The organism is Pontibacter sp. GD7 (assembly GCF_058216375.1).
Window position 1 is genome coordinate 1 of record NZ_JBYZMP010000012.1, and the last position, 24,783, is coordinate 24,783.

Here is a 24,783-nt window from a genome sequence, read left to right on the forward strand (position 1 = left end):
CCCTTCCAGCAGCGAGAGCAAAAGCAGCTGGAACATCACCCTGCCGCTGAGTTTTTTGACCTGATGGTCCACCCGGGTCTGGGCTGCCAGTTCAGAAAGATCCTTATCCGGAATAAACAAAAGCAAATCCTTCACCTTCACAACAACCTCCTTTCTTAATACATCCTTATAGATTACGTATTTGTGAAAGCTTTCGAACAGTAGTGGGTAGGGGCCCTCTTTAAAGAGCCGCCTTGTGAGATCCGGTGCCCGCAAGGGCAGCGCGCATGCGCAGGAAAAGAGGGCCCCTTCCCCCGCCTTGAGCGCACCAAAGCAAACTATGAAACGATAGCCAAGTAAGACTGAGGATCAGCTGCCATTAGAAAGAACAGCAGAAATTAATTACCCAAGAACAGGCAGTTCAAAGAAAAGTAGAAAGCAGAAACTATAAAGAAGAAGAAGTAAAAAAGAAGAGTGCGCACGGGGAGATTCGAACTCCCACACCCGAAGGCACCACCCCCTCAAGATGGCGTGTCTACCGATTTCACCACGTGCGCTGGTAGTAAGTGGTTGCAAAAGTAAATAGCCTGCCCGATATATGCAACTATCAACGCTCAAGCTGCAGTTTCTCAACATAGTTCTGGCGCTAAAAAATATACTTTCTCCAAGAAAATCAGCAGCTTAGATAAACTTCAGAAAATAATATCTTTTTATTCTGCTTTTCAGAAACCAACTAAGCCTAAGTACATGTTCAAAACATAAGCACAGTCGGGTTTGTGTGGCCAAGGGCTTTTTCGCTTGTAAAACGATCAGCCTTTCTTGCAGGTAATTAGAACAAAAGGAAGCCAATCCTTAACCTTATTAAATGGTAATTGTTTGGCTATTAAAGGATTGGCAATTTAGTTTCAGAGGTATATGAGTATAGCGATAACAGGTTTAACAAAGGCTTACGGAAAAAAGCAGGTTTTAAGCGACCTGAACTTAACAATTGACCAGGGGCAGTGCTACTGCCTGTTAGGGAAGAATGGTGTAGGTAAAAGCACCTTCCTGAACTGCATACTCGACCTTGTGCAGCCAGACAGCGGCACCATTACCCTGTTTGGCCGCGACTACCACCAGCAGGCCTTTGAAGTGAAGCAGAACCTGGGTGCGTTGTGCGAAGACAATCCCCTGATAGAAGAATTTACCGGTTTGGAGTACCTTAACTTTGTGGCTAAACTCTACAAATTATCCTCTACTGAGGCTGCGGAGCGAATCACCAGCTTAACCAATTATTTTTTCACCGATAAAGAATCACTGAACAAGAACATCGCGGGGTACTCCACTGGCATGAAAAAGAAAGTGGGAATTGCCGCTGCCATACTTCACAAGCCCAGCGTGCTTATACTCGATGAGCCGTTCACCGGCCTGGACCCGATAGCTGCGCAGCTGCTCGTAAACCTGATCCGTAACTACAGCACGCCAAACCGCGTGGTGCTCATCTCGTCGCATGACCTGAATTACGTAGAAAAAATTGCCACACATATCGGAGTGCTGAATGATGGGCACCTGATGTATAACGGCTCTGTGCAGGAGTTTACCATGAACGGGGAAAACCTGATAGACCAGGCCCTGTTCCAGTTGCTGTTGCCACACCACAACGTAGAAACCAACTTCGACTGGATGCTTAGTTAGTTATGAGTTAAAAGTTGAAAGTTAAAAGTGCACTCTACAATTAACATTCAACTCATAACTCTAAACTCTTAACTCTTAACTAGATTAAATGGACCTGATATTATTCTCATGCCGGGCACGCTTTGCCAGCTTTTTCAGGCAGAAAAAGATGCAGCGTGTGCTGTTACTCTCGTTGGGTATAGTGGGCTCGGCATTTTACGCCTGGTTCTTCTCAATGCTTCTTACCAAGGCACACATGGGCGGCATTAATCCCAGTGTGCAAAAGGTGTTGCAGTATGCCAACCTGCTTCTGCTTACCATTGTTGTGTTGCGCGGGTTCTTTCCGGCCTATGTGCCTAAGGTTAACCTGATACCACGCATTTACCCTGTCAGGATGTTGCAGAAGTTCTGGACGGAGTTGGTGGTAGAACTGGTGTCGCCGTTCTATTTTATACTTATCAACTTTCTGTTTCTGCTTTTCCTGATGTCGCCGGAGTATACCTTGTTGCACCTGTTGCAAAGTATGCTTGTCATGTTCACGGCACACGTTACACTGAGGTCGTTGCAGGTGCTTGTGGAACGGCGTATGCGCTGGCTAAGTATAAATTTTGTTTCGGCGGTAGTGCTGGCAGGCGGTTTTATAGCCCTGCAGGTGCAGGCACCTATGTTTACGGCATCTGATGAATGGCTATACATGATCGTGCACCTGGCAAGCCTTGGTGCCCTGATTTTGGCTAATTATTTTGTTGAGCTTGCCGCAGCTGAGCCCAAATTACGTGAAGTGACCTATAGCACCAATGCGCGTCGCAGCCTGGGATGGCGCTTGTTCAAAAACCATAAACTGGCCAAGCAGATGATCTTGTTTGGGCTTGTGTTCAAAGGTTTCTTCCTGGCAGTGGATGCCTTCTCTTCTTATAAAACCGGAACGCACCTTTTTGATGAGAATTTGATACTATGGGTGTTTGTAGGCCCGATGATCATTTACTCGTATGTTTTTAACAATGCCTGGGGATTTTATAAAAACCTTTGGCTTTCTATTGAGAGAACAAGTACCAATTTCACCGATTTTCTAAAGGCCAGCCTGCTGCCACTGCGCGTGCCCCTGCTCATGGATACCGCGCTAACGGTGCTGTATGTAACGCTGTTCAACCACGACAATGTAATGTTTATTGTGGCCATGTACATTGCCTCTGTGCTGCTCCTTACCCCATTCGGCATTATCGTGTCCATCATCAGCCCAAAAGCTATAAAAGGCGGCTTGTTTAGTTTTGAGGCGAAATCATCATATTTCTACAACTTTCTGGGGATGGCGCTTTACGGCATGCTGTTCCTGCCACTGCTGCACCCCGTGCTATACCTCATCTACCCGGTATTGCTTGGCGTAATGTACTTTGCGTTGGTGGCTGTGCTTAAAGAGTACCCAAGCTATAAGTATAAGCTGTTCGAGACCTTGTTTAAGGCAGAAGCCTAAAAGTATAAGCCCCGGCAAATCAAATTGCCGGGGCTTATACTTTTATAGTAACATTTACTCTGATTCTCTACATAAATTGCATTAGCCCCGAAAGGTCCTGTATACTGGCCTCCAAACTGCCGCTTACTTCAACTGTTAAAGTTACTTTCTGAGGCAACAGTGTTACGTTTTGCACACGCACCTCTTTTACTACCCCCAACAGTTTAATGCCTTCCTTTACTTCCAGCCCTTCGCTCAGCATGGCGTTTGCTTTAGCTAATTCTGTGGCAATAATGGTGTTCAGGCTGATATTGGCTTTCCTGATGATCTGGCTGTAAGCTACCTTGTTTACCATTACCTCCAGGGCCGTGTTGTAAAAAGTACTGCTAGTACGTGAGCTTAGCCTGAATTGCTCCACAAACAACTGCTGCGATGCATTGTCATATCCCAGAGTTGCCAATACGTAAAGGTCAACGTTGTCGCGCTTCATTACGGTGCGCAGTATGCTTACCTTAACTCGAAGTATAACCTCATTGGTCGCCGCACTGCTGCCGCTTATACCTACATCCAATACTTGTGCATAGGGCTCAGCTCCTTCTTCGGGTTTGGGCAGGTACTCACCAACTAATTGCTTTTTTAACACAGTTTCCAGGGCAGGGTAAGACACCGATACGGGCAGGGAGATTCTGATGGGTTCTTCCATAGTTGTTGGTTAGGGATTTTGCTTCAGATACGCATACGCACCTTGTTACATGCACCAAAAGCAATACGCTAAATGTTGACACAAGTATAAATAAAAAAAGCCTCAAACTGTTGTTTGAGGCTTCTGAAGTGATCCCGCTGGGATTCGAACCCAGGACCCATACATTAAAAGTGTATTGCTCTACCAGCTGAGCTACGGAATCGGTACTGTTTCCCGTTGTTTGGGAGGGCAAAATTAGAAGCTTTATTTTAAACTGCAAAATAAATTTTCAGGTTTTGCAAAACTCCTTTACAAGAGCCGAAATAAAAAGCCTTTCCTGCACGAAAAGGCTTCGCTTTCATTTGTGATCCCGCTGGGATTCGAACCCAGGACCCATACATTAAAAGTGTATTGCTCTACCAGCTGAGCTACGGAATCTTTTAGTAACTTGCATTCTCAAGGACGTTTCCCTGAATTGCGATGCAAAAGTAACAACCATCTGTTTAAATGCAAAATCTTTGGTTCAAAATATCGGCGTTTCTGATACTTTTTTTAACGCTTTTTATAAAACCAGCTTATTCTCAGGCAGATAATTCTACGCTCTTACAGGCAGATTCTTTGTTTCTGAAGCAGCATTATACCGAGGCTTTGGGCTTATACGAAGAAGTACTGCACAACCAACAGGTATACTCCCCTCAAATGCTGCTTAAAATGGCCTACATAAAGGAGGGGCTGCGCGATTATACCGGGGCCATGTACTACCTACACATGTTCTATACCAAAGAGCCAAGCCGTTCTACCCTAAAAAAGATGGAGGAGCTGGCACAAGCGCACCGTTTGCAAGGCTATGAGTATAACGATCTGCAGTTCTTTAAAACACAGTTCAACAAATACTACATGCGCATACTGGAACTGATGTTGCTGGCTGCTGTGGTTACGGTTACTATCATGTTTTTTAGCTGGCGAAGGGGGCACAAGTTTACACGTCAGTTCAAGATCGGCTTTACCTTATACCTGCTGTTTATACTTTACTACATCAATTACCTCAACCTGGGCGATGCCGGCATCATCAGAAACAGCAATGTGGCTATCATGTCTGCGCCATCTGCGGGGGCATCGTGGCTGGCAACGGCCTCTCAGGGCCACAAAGTACCCATTACCGGCGAGCAGGATATCTGGTACGAGATAAAATGGAAGGGCTCCAAAGCTTACATCCGCAAAAGCAATCTGCTGGAGTTGCCGTAGTTTGTTATTCGTTGTTGGTTATTTGTTGTTAGACTCACACAAGGATACCTTTTCTTTTCATTTACAGGCAACAGGTCTAATAATAGAGCCTGTTTATAGTTTATTAAAGTCTACTCTGCCTTCCCTTGCTGCGTGTTTTCACCAGCAAGTATAATAGTCAACGTCTTTTAATTGTTGGTGAAAAACACCAACAATGGCGAAGTCATACTTCTTAACTAAAACTCTAAACAGCTTCTAAGTTAAACGCCAATCTGGCCTGTTAATAACACATCATAAAAAAACTGAGGGTATTGTACTTTGTATATATACATAATAGTATATTTACAGATATCAAAATCTAAAACTTTACTCTCACATGAAAACAAACCTCCTGCTGCTGGCTATGCTGCTGGTTTCGCTGTGCGCACAGGCCCAGATACCGGCTACCAAGTTCGATAACCTGCGGGTTTTTATCGACTGCCAAACCTTCTGCGACTCTGACTATATAAAGCGTGAAATCACGTTTGTGGATTATGTAAACGATCGCTTCCAATCCAATGTATACTTGCAGATAACGTCGCAACGCACTGGTAGCGGAGGCCGCGAGTATAAGCTTCAGTTTGTGGGCCAGGGCAAGTTTGAGGGCATGACCGAAAACCTGAGCTACATCAGGCAGGCCACAGCCACCGACGATGAAGACCGCAAGGAAGCCGTTGCCAAGATAAAACTAGGGCTACTCCCCTTTCTGCTGAAAACAGACAAGGCAAAAGACCTGCTCATTTCGTTTAAAGGTGCCGACCAAGCCTCCGAAATTGCAACTGCGCCTACCGAAGATCCTTGGAACTTCTGGGTATTTAACGTGAACATGCGTGGCTATTTCAGCGGCGACAAAAACTACTCCAGCAACTACCTGAGTGGTGGTTTCAGCGCCAATCGGGTAACCGATAAACTAAAGACCAGCTTCTCAACGAATGCCAGTGAAAGCAACAACCGTTTCGGGGAAGGCGATGCGGAGTTCACTTACACCAACAGAAGCTATAACCTCAGCAATACCACGGTATGGTCGCTTACCAATAAACTATCAGCGGGTGGTTACTTCAGCGCGCTTAAATCCGATTACAACAATTACGATCTGGCGCTGGAGCTTACGCCTGCCATAGAGTATAACTTTTACCCTTACTCAGAATCCAACAACAAGTATGTAGGCCTGATGTATAAGGCTGGTCCGCGCTATTTTAAATACATGGAGGAGACGATTTACTCTGAGCATGAAGAATTGCGTTTTCAGCAAAGCCTCTCTCTGGACATGAGTTTTAACCAGAAATGGGGACAGCTAAGCGGATCTACTACCTACAGCCATTACCTGCACGACCTTACCAAGAAGCGACTCACTTTCTCAGGCTATGCCGACATAAGGCTTGTGAAAGGCCTGTCGTTTAACGTAGGCGGTTATTATGCCATTCAGCATGACCAGCTGAACATTTTAAAAGGCACTGTAACCGGCGAAGACCTGCTGACCCGCCGCAGGCAGCTAAACTCCAACTACGATTTCTACTTTAACTTCGGAATTCGCTACAGGTTCGGCTCCATATTCAACAACATCGTAAACCCACGCTTCGATGGAGGTGGCGGAAGAATGTACTTTTAATTGACGTTGATTGTTGATCGTTGCTCGTTATTCGTGGACTGTTTGTAGTTCTTCTGGATAAGGAGTAAAGAAACAGGCCGCTGCAAGTATAAATTTATACTTGCAGCGGCCTGTTTCTTTAATTACCTCAAGTTTATTGATTATTTACGCGTAATTAACTCAGGCTGCGATTAACCCACCCCAAAAGCGCTGCGCTCGCTAGCTCCAAACGCTCGTCTTGACTAGTCCAGAGGCGGGGAATCTTGCTCGTGCATGTAATTCCCCTCTGGGGGTAGGGGCCCTCAACAAAAGGAGGGGCTGAGGGAGGTAAAATTTCCCTCTTGAGAGGGGCGCAGGGGTGTGTTTACACCTACCCGGTTTACCAAATACCTAAACTTGAGTTAATTATACTTATCCTTTATTGAGCGGAGAGTCTTTCTCTTTAGCCATTACATTGTACACCAGCTTGTCGGCGAGGCTTGGGAACAGCTTGTTTATCCAGACAGCCATTTTACCCTGCGTGGTCATTACCAGGTCGCGCTTGCGTTTTTTAGTAGCTACCAGAATTCGATCTGCCACCTCCTCTGCACTCATCATCTTCTCTTCTTCACGTGGTGTTTCGCCCTGCTGCTGTCCGTTGGCAGCTAAGGCAGTGTTGCGTATGTTAGAGGCTGTAAATCCAGGACAAGCCAGCAGCACATGCACACCAGAATGCAGCAGTTCGGTACGCAGTGTTTCCAAGAAGCCGTGCATGGCAAACTTAGAGGCAGAGTAACCCGTTCGAGCTGGTAAGCCTCGATAACCGGCAATAGATGAAATGCCTATAATGGATCCTTTGGCTTGTTTAATGTATGGCAGCGCATACTTAGTGCTGTATACAGTTCCCCAGAAATTGATGTCCATTACCTGGCGCAGCACACTCAGGTCAAGGTCTTCGAATAAAGCACGCATCGAGATACCTGCGTTATTGATCAAAATATCCAGGCGACCATACTTGTTAACGGTTTCCTGCACCATCCGCTCAGAGTCAACCTCTATACTCACATCGGCCTGTATAGCCAGGTTATCGATGCCAGCTGCAGATAGCTCAGCACTTGTTTCATCTAATCCTGATTGCTTCCGGCCCGAAAAAGCGACCTTTGCCCCTTCCCTGCCAAACGCAAAAGCCAAGGCCTTGCCTATACCTGATGTACCGCCTGTAATAAGAACTACTTTATCTTTCATCTATACTTGGTCCTGATATTAATGCAGCTACAAAGATATGGTTAATTGGTGGTTGTTGATGGTTGAATTGTTAAATGGTTGATTTGTTAATCGTTATTCGATTGTAGAGACGAAATATCGTTATTCGTTGTAGGTTATTGGTTATTGGGGTATGTAGAGACGCAATATTTTGCGTCTTGTTTATTACAACGCAGAAGATTTAGTTATTGGTTGTTAGTCAAGCGTTATTGGAGTTTGTAGAGACGCAATACCTTGCGTCTTGTTTGCTATAACGTTGAGACGCTCACAGGTCTGGAAGACGCTATGAGGTCCGGAAAGTAATCCATACTTAGATTTTATACTTTAACAGGTATCGCTGAAGCGGAAATTTCGCGCTGTTGTTGGCAAGACGCAAGGTATTGCGTCTCTACAATGTCAAAAATAAACGAGATCTTCTGCGTTGTAGCAGACAAGACGCAAAATATTGCGTCTCTACAATCGAACAACGAATAACTAACAACGATTAACGATATCGCGTTTCTACAATCGAATAACCAATAACTAACAACAAATAACCATTCAACACATAGCCATTTAACCATCCAACACAAGTTTTTCGTACTTTTGCATCATCGTGAGAAATAAGCATAAAAAGAAATTACCGATACTGGAGAATATCCAGATCGAGGACATGGTGGCGGAAGGCAAGTGCCTGGCTCGCCACGACAACATGGTTATTTTTGTGGCTGGCGTGGCACCCGGCGACGTGGTGGACCTGCGCGTTACCCGCAAAAAGAAAAGCTTTATGGAGGCTGTTCCGGTAGCTTTCAGAGAGTACTCTGATTTGCGTGTAGAGCCTTTTTGCGAACATTTTGGTGTGTGTGGCGGTTGCAAGTGGCAACACATCGGCTACGACACGCAGCTACACTTTAAGCAGAAGCAGGTAAAAGACAACCTGGAGCGCATCGGTAAAGTTGCTTTGCCAGCGTTTGATCCTATACTTGGCTCTGAGAAAACCCGCTATTACCGTAACAAACTGGAGTATACTTTTTCGAATACCAGCTGGCTGACTAACGAGCAGATTCAGTCGGGAGAGGAGTTTGACCGCGATGCGCTGGGCTTCCATATCCCGGGCCGCTTCGACAAGATTTTGGATATAAAGCATTGCTACCTGCAGCCAGACCCATCCAACGCAATCAGGCTGGAGGTTAGAAAGTATGCCAAAGAGCATGACCTGCCGTTCTTCGACATCGTGAAGCAGGAAGGCTACATGCGCAACCTCATCATCCGTACGGCCAACACCGGCGAGCTGATGGTGATTGTACAGGTGTTTGAAGACAGACCGGAGGAAATGCAAGCCTTGATGGAGCATCTGGCTACTACTTTCCCGGAAATCACCTCGCTGCAGTATGTGGTAAATCCGAAAGGCAACGAGACTTATCACGACCTCGATGTAATTTGCTTCAAAGGCCTGCCCTACATCCACGAGGAAATGGAAGGCATCAAGTTCCGTGTGGGTCCTAAGTCATTTTACCAAACCAACGCCGACCAGGCGTACGAGCTTTACAGACTTACCCGCGAGCTGGCGGACCTGAAAGGAGACGAGCTGGTTTATGACCTTTACACCGGCGCTGGCACCATTGCCAATTTTGTGGCAAGGCAATGCCGCGAGGTAATTGGTATCGAGTATGTACCGAGCGCTATTGAGGATGCCAAGATCAACTCGCAGATCAACAACATCACCAACACTACTTTTTATGCCGGTGATATGAAAGACATACTTTCGGATGAGTTGATCGAGCGCCACGGCAGACCGGATGTAGTGATCACAGATCCGCCGCGTGCTGGCATGCACCAGGATGTGGTAGAGAAACTGCTGCAGGCACACCCTAACCGCATTGTGTATGTTAGCTGCAACCCAGCCACACAAGCACGCGACTTGGAATTACTCTCCACAAAGTATGATGTTACCCGTGTGCAACCCGTGGACATGTTCCCGCAAACGCACCACGTAGAAAATATAGTTTTGTTAACAGCTAAGTAAGACACAAGATTTCAGACACAAGACGTAAGACATTATTCATAAATCTTGTGTCTTGTGTCTGAAATCTTACGTCCATTATAGATATGTACAACGACCCTGAATTAAACGGTAAGTACCTGGGCACTATCTCGAAGGATTTTGTAGTAGTGGCCGAGACACTGAAGGAAGCATCGTATCAGGTGCGCAAACGCAAAATTTCGGAGTACCCGATCTTTGTTTTCAGCCGCACACAATTGCCGGTTGGCTCCGTGTTTCTGGCTAAAGAGGAGGTGGCTTTGGAGTGGCACATTAACGCTTCATACTTAGAAGACTTTGTGCAGCGCCAGCTTATCATGCCAGACAAAGTTGAGGAGTTTAGAGCAGCCTACAAAGACCCGGACGAGTTCTGCTGCCTGTTCGTAGCAGACGGCGACTTCCAGAGCTTTGTGTTTATACCTTATCCGGAGGATTAGTTTTGAGACACAAGACTTAAGACACAAGATTTAAGACTTTTTTAAGTCGATAATATTAATAAAAAAGGGAGGCTTACCACCTCCCTTTTTTATTGTCAAAATTATTGTATAAGTCCTGTGTATTATGTCCTGCGTCCTGTGTCCAGATCGCACTGCGCTCTAAAAATGACTCCACCCCTGGGCTTTTAGCGGATAGACATTGCCGTGTTTGGTGGCCAGGTTGATGCCTTCGCTTTCTTCGGTTATAACGCCGATTATACTTACATCCGGGTGGTTTTTCAGCTTCTCATGGTCTGCCATTGGTACTGTAAACAGTAGTTCATAGTCCTCACCGCCGTTCATGATGCAGGTAAGTGGGTCGATGTTGAACTCCAGGGCAGTTTGCAGCATCTGCTCATCAGCTGGCAGGTTGTCTTTGTAAACTCTTGCTCCAACCCCAGATTGCTTGCAGATATGGAACAGTTCAGATGCTAACCCGTCAGAAATATCGATCATCGATGTAGGCTTGATGCCTTTCTCCTTCAGGTCATAAACTACATCCATACGTGCCTGCGGGCGTAGCTGACGGCCCACAATGTACTGCTTGTCTTCCAGTTCCGGTTGCATGTCAGGGTTAGCCATAAACGCCTGTTTCTCGCGCTCCAGAATCTGCAGGCCCATGTAAGCGGCACCTAGGTCTCCGGTTACGCAGACAAGGTCGTTTACTTTGGCCCCGCTGCGCATCACTGCCTCACCTTTTGCAACCTCGCCAATAGCAGTAACGCTGATCACCAGGCCACCATGCGATGAGGTTGTATCACCGCCAACCAGGTCTACTTTATAGTGTTCGCAAGCAATACGGATGCCTTCGTAAAGCTCTTCCACTGCTTCAACGGTATAGCGTGCACCCAACGCAATATTAACCGTAACCTGAGTCGGCTTGGCATACATGGCAGCAATATCTGATACGTTTACCGCTATCGCTTTGTAGCCAAGGTGTTTTAACGGGCAAAACGTCAAATCGAAATGCACGCCTTCCAGCAACATATCTGAAGAAACCACGATCTGCTTCTCTCCTGGCTCTAAAATAGCCGCATCGTCGCCTATGCCTTTAATGGTTGATTCATTGCGAAGCTCGATCTTCTCGTTTATCAGCCTGATCAGGCCAAACTCGCCTACTTCGCTTAGTGGTGTATATTCGCTCATGTCTTTCTCGTTTTGGAGATGCAAAGGTACGGAAAAGCGTTTGTTTGTGCTAGAGAGGTAGGTATAACCTCACTCCCCCCTTCTTATTGAGTATTCTACTCACATAACAGTAGAAGGCGTATTAGCTAGGAACAGTATATCTATCAGTTCTCTACCTTTCTATCTAACACCTGTTATTCTCTGTCTTGCTTGCATAAAGTTTCAACTTAAGCTTTGGTGCGCTCAAGGCCGCGTGGCCTCGCCTTTTAGCATCGCGCTGTGTACCTGAAGCTGCCTACGCTCTGCTCCGGCTGCCTCACTTCGTTCGGCACCGCAACAGCTACAAGGCGCTCTTTATCGAGGGCCCCTTCCCCCACCCAAAGGCTGGGATCGACACTTCTTAGCCAGCGGCTGTAATAACTGGAAAGCAAGTATAAAACATGTTGTATAGGCACTCCCCTCTTGAGTGGTTGCGGGGTGTTTCAATTGTGTACTGAAAATTCCCTTCTTGAAAGGGTTGCAGGGGTGTGATTTATACTCTCCCCTTAGCGCAACAACCTTAGCAATGTGCACCAATGACGATTTTTTGTTTGAGCGTTCAGCGAGTTCAAAATCGTCTTGATTCTTTTGCTTACTTTTCTCATCAAGGAGAAAAGTAAGGCCCAGCCGGCGAGGCGAAAAGCTAGCTAAAAAGAAGAATGTATTAAATGTTGATATGACAAAACAATAAATTTGATTTCCTTAGAAATGAAAGGTATAGGTAGTTGGCCCCGGTATTGAAGAACAGTTTACCCCTTACTACTCCCCCACTACAAAAGCCCCATGCTCCATCACATCATGAAAGGCCAAACCTGCTGCACTTAACTCCCTCCGCATACGTTCCCGGTACCAGAAGCTGTTGGAGCCGTCAAGTATAACTTTATCAAAAGTATAACTCGTCAAGATTTCTGGCTTAATGCGCACATTCTTCCGCAGTAGTATAAAATCCACAGCAAAGTTGCCAACGGGCTGAAGTGAGGGCGGATTTGAAAGTATAAGCCACCGGATTCCGTTAGCCACCAACAGTTGATTCCCATCTGGCAGTTTCTGAAAAGGAGTTGCTTCCTGTGTACTATGCTCCAGCGAAACAAAGCGTGGTTCCTGCACTCCCTGCTGCCAAAGGTATGGCTGCACATTAAACGTATAATTGCCTTGGTTAATCAACAATGCGGAGTCGGCTAACAGGACGGCTTGCTGCCCATTTACTAGCGATATACCGGTGCTGCCCCTTAAGCTATGTACAACCTGCGTACTTTGTCTCTTCTGCTGCATTGTTTCCAGTATTTCCTGCACCGAAAGTATGGCTACTATGCCTGTAGCTATACTTAGGTAACGGAGTTTTTTAAGGGCCAGAAAAAGTATAAAAGCCAGTAGCAGTAAGTATAAAAGTATAGTTTGCAGCAGCGTGATGTCGATACCGTTAATGATGGCCTGCGGCAACTGTTGCACCCACAGGTTAAACTCGTTCATGCACCAGATAAATCCGAAGTGTATTTTAAAGAGCGGCCAGTTTAAACCCGGCACCCAGCTTAACAACAGCGCCGCTACCCCCGACCAAAGCACAAACGTTGCCAGCGGCACCACCACCAGGTTTGCCAGCCAGAAGTATACCGGAAACTGGTGGAAGTAGAACATGCCCAGCGGAAAGGTAGCCAGCTGGGCGGCCATGGCAACTGTAAACAGAGCCCAAATTTTATCCAGGAACCAGTTATCAATTTCCAGCAGATTGTAAAACCGAGGCTGCAGATACACAATGCCCAGCACTGCCAAAAACGACAACTGAAACCCCACCTCCAGTAAATTATAAGGGTTAATGAACAGCAATACTAAAGCTGCAATGGCAACCGTGTTATAGATATTCGTGTTTCGGCCCAGCGCCGTGCCAATTGTTACAAGGCTGAACATTAGCACAGCACGTAGCACCGACGGCGACAGCCCGGTAATAAAGGCGTAAAGCCAAAGTATGGCCAGGGTAAGTATGGCCACTGCAAATCGTTGCTGCGCGGTGCGGTTAAATTTTGAAAGCAGCAGTACCAGAACGGTAAAGATCAGGCCCACATGCAAGCCAGACACTGCCAGCACGTGCATGGTACCTGTCTGGGAGTAGGCGTTCCGGATGTTGTTATCGAGTTCGTCTTTTACCCCAAGTATAAGCGCAGATGAAATGCCATATTCCCGCTGCTCCTCCAGGCGGAGTTGCAGCACGCTATCCAGTTTGCGCCGGAGCTGTATACTGAAATAAAGCACTTTTGAGTGAGGGTCGCTTCCAATTGTCTGATACTGGTAGGTGCGCAGGTAGTGCTGGTGGTAAATGTTCTTGTTGGCAAGATACTGCCTGTAGTTAAACTGCGCCGGGTTGGAAGGCGCTGAAACCAGTTGTGGGGCGCCTTTAATTAAAAGCCGGTCGCCGTATGTAAGTTCAAATGTTCTGTCACTGTCATGGGGCACGGATAGCTGCACTTTTCCGGATGCCTGCCGCCACTGGCCATTTACGTTTACTTGCTCTACCTGCAGCACAGTGCTCTGGTAACCTGGTTTTTGCAACACATAATCTTGAACTGTGCCTAAATAATGTGTTGGCGGAACTGGCAAATGAGAAAGGTGCAGCGGGTGATGCGTAGCAGTGCGGTAATGGGCAGTAAACAGACCTGCAGCAAAAAAACCTAACAACCCCAGCAATCCGGCAGTATTGGTTACTGTTTCGGATTTATACTTCCAGGAAAGCAGGGTGGCTGTTACGAATGCTAAAAAGAAAAAGGCAAGAAGTCCAAAGCTATACTTAAACTCCCTGCCCGTGATGATATAAAGCAGTATACCTGCCGTAAAGCTAAGCGTGATGCGCACAAACGGATATGGCGCCCACCGTAACATTAGCCTTTGTATACCATTTTATAGTGTTGTATATCGCACTCTGTAAACATCTCCCCTTCTGTTTCAAAGCCATGCTGCTTGTAAAAAGCAACTGCAGGCAACTGTGCATTCAGGTAGATCTTTTTTCCCGGGTGTGCTTCTTTTACATCCTTTAGTACCTCCTCCAGCACACGTGCACCCACTTTTTTATTACGGTAAGGCTGCAACACGGCAAATCGCTCCAGCTTAATGCCAGCTTCGGTTTTGCGCCACCTGGCAGCACCACAGGGTACACCATCGAAGTTTGCCACGTAATGCGTGGCGGTTGCTTCGTACTGGTCGCATTCAGCCTCGCGCGGCACTTTCTGCTCTTCCACAAAAACCTGCATCCTGATGCTGTGCGCTGTTTGCATTTCCTGCTCGTTCTCTACTTTCTTCAGTGAGATCATGGGTAAAAAAGTATAAATCTGTTAAACGTGGTATAAAAATTAAGAGACGCAAAAATTGCGTCTCTATTTTACAAAGTTAAAGTACTGCGGCTACTAAATTTAGCTGCAGTCATATTTCATCTGCTAAAGCTTACTCTACCTTGCGTTTCCGTTTGGTACCGTTTATGGGCTTTACAGGCTCTCCGTTCAAGGCTGCATCGGCAGCCTCCTTGGCAGCGCGTCGTTCTTCTTCCATTACGCTGTAGGCATTCACGATGTCTTTTACCAGGCGATGGCGCACTACGTCCTCAGCTTTCATCTCCACGAAGGCAATGCCCTTTACATCACGCAGGATGTTCATGGCCTCAAACAAGCCGGAACGCTGGCCGCGTGGCAGGTCTATCTGCGAACGGTCACCGTTTACCATCACCTTGGCGTTCGGGCCCATACGTGTCAGGAACATCTTCATCTGGGCAGGCGTCGTGTTCTGAGCCTCATCCAACAGCACAAAGGCATTGTTCAGTGTACGGCCACGCATGTAAGCCAGCGGCGCAATCTCAATGATCTTGTTTTCCTGATAATACTTCAGCTTCTCAACCGGTATCATGTCCTCCAGGGCATCATAGATCGGGCGTAAGTATGGATCCACCTTTTCCTTCATATCGCCGGGCAGGAAACCGAGGCTTTCGCCGGCCTCTACCACAGGTCTTGAGATGATGATCTTTTTTACCTCCTTGCTTTTAAGGGCACGCACCGCCATCGCCACCGAGATATAGGTTTTACCTGTACCCGCAGGACCAAGCGCGAAAATAAGGTCATGCTTTTCAACTGCATCCACCAGCTTCTGCTGATTCGGGGTTTTGGCCTTGATAATGCCACCCTTGCTGCCATACACAATCACGTCCGGCGAGGTAACAATTACCTCCTCATCCGTAAAAGCATCAGCAGAAAGGTATCTATTTACGCTGTTATGCGTAATCTTTCCGAATTTATGGTAGTGGTCAATTAAAGAAGCGAGAATTTCGTGAATTTTAGTGATTTCGGGCGTTTGCCCCTGAATTTTGATTTCATTGCCCCTGGAAATGATCTTGCTGCTCGGAAAAGCCGCAGCCAGTTGCTTGATGTTTTGATTCTCTGTCCCCAGAAAATCAATCAGAGAAATATTCTCTAGGGTTATTACTTTCTCTACCAAATGTTTACCTCAAATATAGTTTGTTAGTTATATTACTATAATTTAACTAAATTACATATATATTAATACAAATCTACTCAAATTATAGTTCGTAGTATGGCTGTAATTACGTTTCTGTCTGACTTTGGGTACACCGACCATTATGTGGCCGCTGTAAAAGCAAAAATACTTACCCAAAATCCTGATGCCACCATCGTGGACATCTCGCATGGTATCGAGCCTTACAACATCGCGCAGGCCGAGTATGTTTTGAGTGCTGTTTTCCGTGACTTTCCGGAAGGTACGGTGCACCTGGTGGCCGTAAACACCCACGGCAATAAACAGGGCAAATATCATGCGGCAAAGTATAAAGGCCACTATTTCCTGATGTCCGACAACGGTTTGCTTTCGCTTTTAACAGACGGGCAGCCAGAAATGGTTGTAGAGATCAATACAGACAAACCGCTCATGTCTTTCCCGGCAAAGGACCTGCTGGCACCTGCGGCTGTATACCTGGCCAATGGCGGCGACCTGGAGATTTTAGGCGAACGCACCCAAAGTTTCAGGCAATTGCTTAACCGCCAGCTGCGCCTCAACGACCACTCCATTACTGGCCACGTCATACACGTGGACCGCTATGGAAACCTGATCACCAACATCACCCGCGAGTGCGTGGAAACCATTGCCCACGGCAGAACTTACACGATCCATTTCGGAAGGGAAACTGTGGGCCGCATTCACCCTACCTACAACCAGGTAGACGACGGCGACTGCTGCTGTACTTACAATAGCCAGGAACAGCTTTGCATCGGCATCAATCAGGGCCATGCAGCCGAGCTGCTAGGTCTCGGCTTCGACTCGCAGGTAGACGTGCGGTTTTATCCTGGAGCGTGATTTCGTTATTGGTTGTTAGTTATTCGTTATTCGGGATGTTGAAACGCAAAATGATTTCGTTATTGGTTATTAGTTGTTCGTTACTCGTGATGTAGAGACGCAATATTTTGCGTCTTTGTAGCCACAAGGAAATAGGTTTCTACATTTGCTATCCCTTAATTGATCGTAAAAACGCAATATCTTGCGTCTTGTCGGGTGTAAGGATGTGTGTTGACTATTGGTTGCTGGTTGTTGAAAGGCGTATTCTCTGAGGCAAAGTCAATACTTCTTGTTAATTTCGACCGTAATCGGCTCAATATCGCCTGTTTTTGCAGGAAGCCCATTCACTCAATCACTCATACACACATTCACAATTATGTTAATTCGCATCGTCCGAATGACGTTTCAGGAAGATAAAACAGCTGACTTCCTGGAGATATTCCGCAATTCTAAAGATAAAATCAGGGCTTTTGAGGGCTGCAACCACGTGGAGCTTTTACAAGACCTGAACCATCCCAACATTTACAGCACCTATAGCCTCTGGGACTCCGAAGAACACCTGAACAACTATCGCGACTCCGAGCTTTTCGGCCAGGTATGGAAAGCAACCAAAGCGTTGTTTGCAGATAAACCTCAGGCGTGGTCTAATGTGCAGGTAAAAGTATAAATAGCAAAGACCTCGCAGCGAGCGTCTTATTTCCTGCAATAATGAGTGAATGAATGAGCGTATGAGTGAATATCAAAACTCTTTAAATCTCTAACTCTCTAACTCTTTAACTTTCTACCTCTTTAGACGCTCGCAGGAGCGGAGACCTGTCCCGGAGTATTTCGGGAACGCTGCGAGGTCATGGAACGCTGCGAGGTCTGAGAAACTGTTTTAAACAATCTTGCTGCTTTTACTGTACCTTTGCAAAGTATAAATTGCTTTAGCGAGCAGATCAACCTGTTATAAAACATGAAAAATTACTTCGAATTTTACGATATACCTGAAAGCTTTATACTTGACGAAAAAGCGCTGAAGGCAAAATACTACCAGCTTAGCCGCGAGTTCCACCCCGACTTTTACGCCAATGAGCCACAGGAGAAACAGGAGGAAATTCTGCAGTTAAGCACGCAAAACACCAACGCCTACCGAACACTCTCCGACCCTGACCTGCGCATGCAGTACATCCTAAAAGAACACGGGCTGCTGGAAGAAGGGAAGAACGAACTCCCCTCCGACTTTTTAATGGAGATGATGGAGCTGAACGAGGAACTGATGGAGCTGGAGTTCGATTTTGATGCCGACAAACTGCACGAGATCGGAGAAAAAAGTAGCGGCATTATGGCTACCATGGACAACGATATTTTGCCTGTTCTGCAGCGATACACTGAGTTACACGGACTTACCAAAGAGGAGGCCCTGCAGGAGATAAAAACATACTATCTGAAGAAAAAATACCTGTTGCGTATTCAGGAAACTTTATCTAAGTTTGCAGCACGTTCCTGATCGAGGAACACCATTTGCCTTGGTGGCGGAATTGGTAGACGCGTTGGTCTCAAACACCAATGAGGTAACACTCGTGCCGGTTCGACTCCGGCCCAAGGTACTTGAGCGGACTTATTCACTATTTCGAGTGATAAGTCCGCTTTTTTGTTTCCATAACTCGCTGTCAATAAGTTGATTATGTGAAATAAATAGTTTACATCTTTAGTTCGATAACGGCTATTTTTCTTGTCGTAATAAATATCTCCTTTAAAAGTTGTTTGCTGTACCCTTCGCTTAACCGCAAAACCCTCATTCTGCCATAGAAAAGGTGATTCTCGTACATATCGCACACATTTTCTAACAACTTCTTTCGGGTTCGATAAATTAATCTGCTGCTTTTCCAACAGTTCCTCTAATCTCTCCTTTTCAAGTTCAAGTTCACTAAGTTTTTCTTTGAACAAATCATTCGATACAACGCCAGCAAGCAATTTATCAGCCAACATATTTATTTTCGATTTTACCGAAACCAGTTCCCTCTCGTTGCTTTGGATATCCATTGAGTTAATGTTGTCCAGTTCGATAAATAACTCTTCCAGTCTTTTAGTTATGAGAGGTGACCCAATAGACATCGGAACAATAACTTTGAGATGTTCAACAAACTCCTGATTCGCCTTTGCAGCAGAGACATTGGAACGGCACTCCTTGTTGTTACAGATGTAGTAATGCCTTCTCTTCGTTCTGTTTAGATATCCAGTAAACCTGGTGCCACAGTTTGCACATTTTAGGTAGCCTTTGAGCGGAACTCCATGGTTAACTGTGAAATCAGCGTTTTTTGGATGTTCAGTTCTATTTAGAATTTCCATCACTCGTTTAAATTCCTGTACCGATACAAGTTTGGGATGCTTCCCCTCCACTGGTTTATAATCAAATGAATTGGAAAGCATAATACCGCAGTAAAAAGGATTTCTAAATATCTCAGCCCATCTTTTAGTATTAACTCTTAATCCCTTTAGATGCAAAAACCGCTGTATTTCAGTTGGCGAGAAGCCCTGTAAGAGCATTTTAAAGCCTTCTCTGATATGCTCACCTTCTTTGGTGATGTAAATGTTCTTTTTCTCATCTCTCGCATACCCACGAGGGCAATTGTGTACCCAAATGCCATTACTAATCTTCTCCCTCATCTTCCGCTTCGTATCCAGACTTTTATTCACATTAGAAATGTTTGCTTGCAACAAGGTCATTGTCAACATAACTTTCCCCTCAATAGATTCTGGGTCGAAAGTGTTGATAGCTGAATAAACTTTGATTGAATGGCGTTGCAGCAGCGATATAATTTCAATCGCTTGCAAACCTGTTCTTGAGAATCGGTCATAGTTAAAACATATGATAGCCCCGATTTTATGTTTGTCATTGGTGACATAGTTAAGCATCGCTCGAAATTCTTTACGGTCTTCATCAGACTTTGCAGATTCAAATACGCCACCGAAGTACTTTTTTACTTTAAAGCCGTTTTTCAATGCAAAGCTTGTACACTCTTTATATTGGGTATCTAAGCTGTCATTTGTGAGTTGTTCTTTAGAAGACACACGTGTATAAATTACAGCACACTTTTCTTTATTTGTACCATCCTTTGCTCGGGCTGGTGCAAACCTTTTAAAGTATTCATATTCCATCTTGAAAGGCTTTTGATTTAAAATCAGTTACATATATCTTGAAAATCAATGTTGCTTAGCTAACTTAGTTTGGAGTTAAACTATACTTCATAGTTAACGGCTGAACTTGCTTCAACAGCACACCTGAAAGGTCAAAATATTAATAGAGGTTTTAGATAGTAGCACCTTTTCAAATGAGGCGCATGTTGAATGGTTGTACCACTCGTCTAACTGGTTCCAATTTAAGAAACCTCTCAATATAACTCGCTGCTACCACTATGCCCATTATAAGTCTCGAAACAACCATTAGCGCACCAGCAGAGGTATTCTTTGATTCATCCAGAAGCATCGACTTACATGTTATCTCAACCGAGCATACGTGTGAGCGGGCTATTGCAGGCGTTATTTCGGGATTGATATGTTTGGGTGAGTCCGTAACGTGGAGGGCAAAGCATTTTGGGGTTTGCCAGCATCTTTCCAGCTGAATCACCGAATATGAACGCCCCTTTTATTTTGCCGATGAAATGGAGGAGGGTGCTTTCAAGCGTTTCAAACATGAACACCACTTCCATGAAGCTGGAAACGGCATTATGCTGATGCAGGATGTGTTTGACTACACCTCCCCTTTCGGTATATGCGGTATGTTCGCTGACAAGCTTTTTCTTGAGAGGTATATGACCCAATTGCTGGTAGAGCGAAACAGTGTGATAAAATGCTACGCTGAATCAGGTAAATGGAAAAGCTTATTAAATATTGACGGGTAAATGGCATTGCCTAACTGTAAGCATCAACATTAACAATACCGACAATGCCATCAATATTCCTGATGCTCCCCTACAAGAAATATGTGTTTATCGTGGAGATAAGGATTGCAACAGCATACAAGATAAAGAACCACTTAACGAGCAGCTTTCTGTTAACTGAGTTCTTGATTAATGGGTAGAACAGGATGTAAACTATACCAGTGATTAGGGTAAAAAAAATAAATGCTTTCAGCATATGTAATGTTGTTTGATGCTTCTAATATGGTCAAATAGTTGAGCGAAGCGCCAGCAATACTTCCATATGACCTTGTTTGGGAACGGTATAGCTAAATGCGAAAACCTCTAAACATTGTATTCACTACATCATTGATGTCTTTTTCACTTTTTATCTCTCTGTAGCTAATAGCAGCTTTCACAACTCCTGGTTTTGTTGTGTCTAATTGGAGTTCCTTAAAGGGGCTACTTGAACCAAGAAATACAAAATTGTCACCCTGTACACTTTTACAATTTGGACAGGTATTAGCATAGTATTTTCCCCCATAAGCTTTAGAATATTCATTTCTTATAGTCCATGGAGATGGCTGTGGAGGTGTATCTTCTGCAAAAGGCACACCTTTCCACCAAAATACTGGAATTTCTTGTTTACACTTCCAGCAATTAGAGGTACTCGCTATATACTTTGATTGATTTACCTTCTTTTCAGTACTATATAAATCCCTGTCTATTTTCCATTTAGCACATACTTCTTCAACTCTTTTGCTCTCGGTCTTGCAGGGTAAACACAGGCTCTTTTGTAGCTTATATTTAATCGGCTTCCACTCATGCGGGTTATTTATTACATCAGAAGCATTTAACTCAATCCATGGTAAAGTTAAGTTCTCACCTTTTTCATCATCCACTTTATGAGTCTGATAAATTTCTATACCTAATGATGGCGAATTGTTCCTGAATCCTACTACATCACAAATGAAGTTTCCGATTCTCACTTCTTCTTTAGAATCGGAAAAAGAACCCATTTTGATTTTAATAGTGTGTGGCACATCGCAACTATCACATTCTAATCTTAGATTGATTTCGCTCTCATTTCTAAAGTTTTGCTTAATTACATCATGGATTAACCTTTTGGCTGTTTTATGGAGAACTGTTTCCCTATTGCAGTTTGAGTTTGGTACATGAGAAAAGTGTTTTTCTCTAATCTGACCATGTTTAATCATTAGTGGAGAACTACATTCAATACAGTAGTACTGCTCTGCTTTTACTGCATCATCAACAGAAATCAGGTTTCCACTTTCGTTAATACCAAATGCAATACTAAAATTTTCTTCTACCATTTTTTAAAGGCTAATTACAAGCTGAAAGAGATAACTGTATTTTCATCATCCCATTCTTACTTAATATTTAACGTGTATTCCAACTTTATCTCATGGTCAAGCTTATCGTATCTGACAGCAGTAGTAAGTTTTTTCAAAGAGTTTAATGTGATAGAATGTTGGCTCCTGGTGTAGTTGTTCAGTTCCTCAGTAGCCAAAACATAGAATTCCCACTGGTTGAGATTCAACGGGTCAACTGTTGCTTTATCCTGATGATGTAATAAGCAAAACACATATACATCGGCACTTCGAACTGCTACAGATGAACGCTTATCTATCTCCCAATCCCATGGCATGGATAGCTTAGTGCTGAACGAAATCTTTGATAACTGCTTCTGCTCCCAGGATTGAAGATAAGCTGCCGATTTCACTTCAATCTTTACTCCATCTGGTGTTAACAGGTCATACGCTCCCCATTCATCTCTTACCTGCGATATTTCAATTTTAGTGGCAGTGGCTACAATGAACTCAGCTAAGCGACCTCTGGTAGCATTACTGAGTATATCTGATACGCTCCACCTCCAGAAGTCTAAAAGGGTATGACTTAATGCTTTATTGTTGTGACTGAAGCTTTCCTGACCTGCCTTTAGTGTAGCTTGTATTCTTCCTAATGAGGGCATTTACTATAATGTTTCACTTTTGATAAAGTTATTGAAGATTACTTCCTTTTAATTATGTATTATTTAATTCTTGAAGAGAATATTAATATCTTCTAAATCATGGAGGTCTCTTTCATTTTCAGGGAGCTTATAAAAGATTTCTTTAGCTGAAACAGCATCTTTTTCTCTGTCTTCTTGATTCGATTTTAGATACCCTCTTTCAGCATATGCTTTCATTACAATGCAAGCATCGTAGCAATCCTTCTTCTTAATGATTTCAGAAGCTACCTTAATCAAATTAAGTTCTTCTTTACGTGCAGCCTTGTCACTTCCAGAATTTCTCAATGTAATGACTTTATTCCAGTAATATGTGGTAACATCTGGCAATAAACTTATTGCAGTATCAAAGAGCTTTAAAGCTTTAGAATTATTCCCGATACAGGCGTGAGCAAGCCCCAGCACGTTGTAGTACTCAGGATTATTATCATACAATATTAGTCCACGCTCGATAGTAGCTATAACCTCGTCAAAATTCTCAAGTTTTAACAAAGCCCAAGCTTTAATCTCATATGCAGCTTGCTCAGAATAACCATTCCTTAACAGAGTATCAACCTGTTCAATAGCTTGTACATACATCTTTTGATGATAGCACCTCTCTGCAAGAGATAAAGACTCTTCTGGATGTAAGGATTTATGCATAAGGTTGAGTTCTTCTATTACGAAAAGTTCTTCATCAGAAGGTACTTCCGATTTCAGCCTTATATTAAGAATCGAAGTGTCTCCAACGGGAATGCTACCCAATTTTAATTCTTCAAAATTTAGGAGATACCCTTTGCTAAACTTAGTATCTTCCGAGATAATAATATTTTCTTGATTGACATACTCTGCCTGATATGTCCAGTTATATGAACCAGAAACAACAGTTTTATAATCTACTATACAGTACTTGTGATGCAGCTTCTTTCTGTTACATGAAAAGTAAAGCCTGCCATTGTGATTTACGAAATCTGACCATGGCAATGAATCTGTTGAATTGTTGACGTAGTCATCTCGGATTACTAACTCTACCCTAACTCCTTCACCAAGTTTTACCAGAAGGACTTCCAGCAGTCTTGAATTTGTAAACCATGCCACTGCAATTTTAATTGATTCTCTTGCTTTGCTGATGTTATCAACCAATGCTGTCTCTATGCCAGAGAAGTAAGTTTGCGTCATATCGTTTTAAAGGTTAATCAGAAAGTGTATTAGATAAAAGGAAGCATTAATTATGATAGGATTGCATACCCTCTTCGTCTATCAAACCTATTTTTTGCAAATAGATAGTTTCTGCTTCCAGTATCTCTTCTACTTCGTTCTGAGCCAGATGAATGCCAACTTTCATACATTCGGTGATGATGTACTCTTGCATATCATCTTCATTGATTGGAAAAGGATATCCGCACAACTCAATGCTATTGTCTGTTAAACCTATCTGTTGTTGGTATTCAAACTCAATGTCTAAGACCTTGACGATATCTTCGAGGGTTAACTTCAACTTTAATTCAAGACTGACATTATCAATAACTATGCGTGCAGCATCTTCTACTATGTATTCTATATCGTTATTCATTCTCTATACCTGGTTTATTTATGTATACCTATTCCCATACAAGTCTTCACTATAAATCATTGATAGCAGCAACAAGAACCAGTATTAAGCTGATTAGAAAAAGCAATGAAACAGTTAAGCTGGCATAGCTTACGAGTTTTAATATCTTGTTAGATTTTCTCAACTCAATTAATTCGGATTTATAAGTAGCTTCTATTGAATCAAATCTGCTATTAACAGCTTGCAATGAATTAGTTATTGATTTCCTGTCAGAAGCAATCTTTTTCTGAAGCTCTGTTTCAACAATCTTTACAGCAGCCTTATAATCTGTATTATTGAGTTTCATCTGCTCATACCTGGCATTCATTGCCGCTAATAGTTTTGCAGAAGTAGTCGTGGTTTCTTTTGCTTCTTCTATGTAAGCAACTGCCTTTTTTAATTTTTGTAATTCCTGGATTAGCTGTTGCTCGATTTCCTGTTCAGGGGTTATGGTTTCCATATGG

The 24,783-nt window shown here is 44.0% G+C and carries 21 protein-coding genes, 4 tRNA genes and 1 pseudogene; 11 read left to right on the forward strand and 15 right to left on the reverse strand.

Going from position 1 to position 24,783, the window contains the following annotated elements:
- Positions 1 to 454: 454 nt before the first annotated feature.
- Positions 455 to 536 (reverse strand) — tRNA-Leu (locus tag AC4BAP_RS16265).
- A gap of 358 nt (positions 537 to 894) precedes the next feature.
- On the opposite strand from AC4BAP_RS16265, the gene AC4BAP_RS16270 reads away from it, so the two are divergent.
- Positions 895 to 1,653 (forward strand): ABC transporter ATP-binding protein, encoded by a 759-nt coding sequence (locus AC4BAP_RS16270; protein ID WP_490583731.1) that lies wholly within the window; start codon positions 895 to 897, stop codon positions 1,651 to 1,653.
- An 88-nt stretch (positions 1,654 to 1,741) separates the two neighbouring features.
- On the forward strand, positions 1,742 to 3,103 hold the full coding sequence (locus AC4BAP_RS16275) for a hypothetical protein (RefSeq protein WP_490583732.1): 1,362 nt from the start codon (positions 1,742 to 1,744) through the stop codon (positions 3,101 to 3,103).
- 67 nt (positions 3,104 to 3,170) lie between these two features.
- Here AC4BAP_RS16275 and AC4BAP_RS16280 read toward each other — a convergent pair whose 3' ends face one another.
- The 3 genes from AC4BAP_RS16280 to AC4BAP_RS16290 form a co-directional block, all read right to left on the reverse strand.
- Positions 3,171 to 3,785, reverse strand: a complete 615-nt coding sequence (locus AC4BAP_RS16280; protein ID WP_490583733.1) for a DUF4403 family protein — start codon at positions 3,783 to 3,785, stop codon at positions 3,171 to 3,173.
- A gap of 129 nt (positions 3,786 to 3,914) precedes the next feature.
- A tRNA-Lys gene (locus AC4BAP_RS16285) sits at positions 3,915 to 3,987 on the reverse strand.
- A gap of 142 nt (positions 3,988 to 4,129) precedes the next feature.
- A tRNA-Lys gene (locus AC4BAP_RS16290) sits at positions 4,130 to 4,202 on the reverse strand.
- Positions 4,203 to 4,271: 69 nt separating this feature from the next.
- On the opposite strand from AC4BAP_RS16290, the gene AC4BAP_RS16295 reads away from it, so the two are divergent.
- Positions 4,272 to 5,009, forward strand: coding sequence for an SH3 domain-containing protein (locus AC4BAP_RS16295; RefSeq protein WP_490583734.1), 738 nt, complete (start codon positions 4,272 to 4,274; stop codon positions 5,007 to 5,009).
- Between the two features lie 355 nt (positions 5,010 to 5,364).
- On the forward strand, positions 5,365 to 6,636 hold the full coding sequence (locus tag AC4BAP_RS16300) for a hypothetical protein (RefSeq protein ID WP_490583735.1): 1,272 nt from the start codon (positions 5,365 to 5,367) through the stop codon (positions 6,634 to 6,636).
- A gap of 390 nt (positions 6,637 to 7,026) precedes the next feature.
- Here the strand turns inward: AC4BAP_RS16300 and AC4BAP_RS16305 are convergent, their stop codons facing one another.
- Positions 7,027 to 7,839, reverse strand: a complete 813-nt coding sequence (locus AC4BAP_RS16305) for an SDR family oxidoreductase (protein ID WP_490583736.1) — start codon at positions 7,837 to 7,839, stop codon at positions 7,027 to 7,029.
- Between the two features lie 613 nt (positions 7,840 to 8,452).
- On the opposite strand from AC4BAP_RS16305, the gene rlmD reads away from it, so the two are divergent.
- Positions 8,453 to 9,862 (forward strand): 23S rRNA (uracil(1939)-C(5))-methyltransferase RlmD, encoded by a 1,410-nt coding sequence (gene rlmD, locus AC4BAP_RS16310; RefSeq protein ID WP_490583737.1) that lies wholly within the window; start codon positions 8,453 to 8,455, stop codon positions 9,860 to 9,862.
- Between the two features lie 83 nt (positions 9,863 to 9,945).
- The gene (locus tag AC4BAP_RS16315; protein WP_490583738.1) at positions 9,946 to 10,314 is read left to right on the forward strand and encodes a hypothetical protein; all 369 of its coding nucleotides are present in this window, start codon (positions 9,946 to 9,948) and stop codon (positions 10,312 to 10,314) included.
- Positions 10,315 to 10,473: 159 nt separating this feature from the next.
- On the opposite strand, the gene thiL is transcribed toward AC4BAP_RS16315, so the two are convergent.
- The 4 genes from thiL to AC4BAP_RS16335 all read right to left on the reverse strand — a co-directional run bounded on the left by thiL (position 10,474) and on the right by AC4BAP_RS16335 (position 15,987).
- A complete protein-coding gene (gene thiL / locus AC4BAP_RS16320; protein WP_490583739.1) occupies positions 10,474 to 11,499 on the reverse strand; it encodes a thiamine-phosphate kinase in 1,026 nt (341 codons plus the stop codon).
- 777 nt (positions 11,500 to 12,276) lie between these two features.
- Positions 12,277 to 14,388, reverse strand: a complete 2,112-nt coding sequence (locus AC4BAP_RS16325; RefSeq protein WP_490583740.1) for a ComEC/Rec2 family competence protein — start codon at positions 14,386 to 14,388, stop codon at positions 12,277 to 12,279.
- The gene (locus AC4BAP_RS16330) at positions 14,388 to 14,816 is read right to left on the reverse strand and encodes a GNAT family N-acetyltransferase (RefSeq protein ID WP_490583741.1); all 429 of its coding nucleotides are present in this window, start codon (positions 14,814 to 14,816) and stop codon (positions 14,388 to 14,390) included. Before AC4BAP_RS16330 ends, AC4BAP_RS16325 begins: the two co-directional genes overlap by 1 nt.
- A 130-nt stretch (positions 14,817 to 14,946) precedes the next feature.
- A complete protein-coding gene (locus AC4BAP_RS16335; protein ID WP_490583742.1) occupies positions 14,947 to 15,987 on the reverse strand; it encodes a PhoH family protein in 1,041 nt (346 codons plus the stop codon).
- A gap of 96 nt (positions 15,988 to 16,083) precedes the next feature.
- Here AC4BAP_RS16335 and AC4BAP_RS16340 point away from each other — a divergent pair, with 96 nt between their 5' ends.
- The 4 genes from AC4BAP_RS16340 (at position 16,084) to AC4BAP_RS16355 (ending at position 18,428) form a co-directional block, all read left to right on the forward strand.
- The gene (locus tag AC4BAP_RS16340; RefSeq protein WP_490583743.1) at positions 16,084 to 16,860 is read left to right on the forward strand and encodes an SAM hydrolase/SAM-dependent halogenase family protein; all 777 of its coding nucleotides are present in this window, start codon (positions 16,084 to 16,086) and stop codon (positions 16,858 to 16,860) included.
- Between the two features lie 355 nt (positions 16,861 to 17,215).
- On the forward strand, positions 17,216 to 17,506 hold the full coding sequence (locus AC4BAP_RS16345) for a putative quinol monooxygenase (protein WP_187066526.1): 291 nt from the start codon (positions 17,216 to 17,218) through the stop codon (positions 17,504 to 17,506).
- A gap of 288 nt (positions 17,507 to 17,794) precedes the next feature.
- A complete protein-coding gene (gene hscB, locus AC4BAP_RS16350; RefSeq protein WP_490583744.1) occupies positions 17,795 to 18,328 on the forward strand; it encodes a Fe-S protein assembly co-chaperone HscB in 534 nt (177 codons plus the stop codon).
- A 16-nt stretch (positions 18,329 to 18,344) separates the two neighbouring features.
- Positions 18,345 to 18,428: transfer RNA gene (locus tag AC4BAP_RS16355), tRNA-Leu, on the forward strand.
- Positions 18,429 to 18,963: 535 nt separating this feature from the next.
- Here the strand turns inward: AC4BAP_RS16355 and AC4BAP_RS16360 are convergent.
- Positions 18,964 to 19,980, reverse strand: a pseudogene (locus tag AC4BAP_RS16360) (recombinase family protein); the annotation flags it as partial.
- A gap of 503 nt (positions 19,981 to 20,483) precedes the next feature.
- Between AC4BAP_RS16360 and AC4BAP_RS16365 the strand changes: the two are divergent.
- Positions 20,484 to 20,723, forward strand: coding sequence for a hypothetical protein (locus AC4BAP_RS16365; RefSeq protein WP_490583745.1), 240 nt, complete (start codon positions 20,484 to 20,486; stop codon positions 20,721 to 20,723).
- A gap of 326 nt (positions 20,724 to 21,049) precedes the next feature.
- Here the strand turns inward: AC4BAP_RS16365 and AC4BAP_RS16370 are convergent, their stop codons facing one another.
- The 5 genes from AC4BAP_RS16370 to AC4BAP_RS16390 form a co-directional block, all read right to left on the reverse strand.
- Entirely contained in the window at positions 21,050 to 22,054 is a 1,005-nt protein-coding gene (locus AC4BAP_RS16370; protein ID WP_490583746.1) for a competence protein CoiA family protein, read from the reverse strand.
- 56 nt (positions 22,055 to 22,110) lie between these two features.
- Positions 22,111 to 22,713, reverse strand: coding sequence for a hypothetical protein (locus AC4BAP_RS16375; protein ID WP_490583747.1), 603 nt, complete (start codon positions 22,711 to 22,713; stop codon positions 22,111 to 22,113).
- 63 nt (positions 22,714 to 22,776) lie between these two features.
- The gene (locus AC4BAP_RS16380; RefSeq protein WP_490583748.1) at positions 22,777 to 23,907 is read right to left on the reverse strand and encodes a phospholipase D-like domain-containing protein; all 1,131 of its coding nucleotides are present in this window, start codon (positions 23,905 to 23,907) and stop codon (positions 22,777 to 22,779) included.
- A 46-nt stretch (positions 23,908 to 23,953) separates the two neighbouring features.
- Positions 23,954 to 24,301, reverse strand: a complete 348-nt coding sequence (locus AC4BAP_RS16385; protein WP_490583749.1) for a hypothetical protein — start codon at positions 24,299 to 24,301, stop codon at positions 23,954 to 23,956.
- Between the two features lie 49 nt (positions 24,302 to 24,350).
- Positions 24,351 to 24,779, reverse strand: a complete 429-nt coding sequence (locus tag AC4BAP_RS16390) for a hypothetical protein (RefSeq protein ID WP_490583750.1) — start codon at positions 24,777 to 24,779, stop codon at positions 24,351 to 24,353.
- Between the last annotated feature and the right edge of the window lie 4 nt (positions 24,780 to 24,783).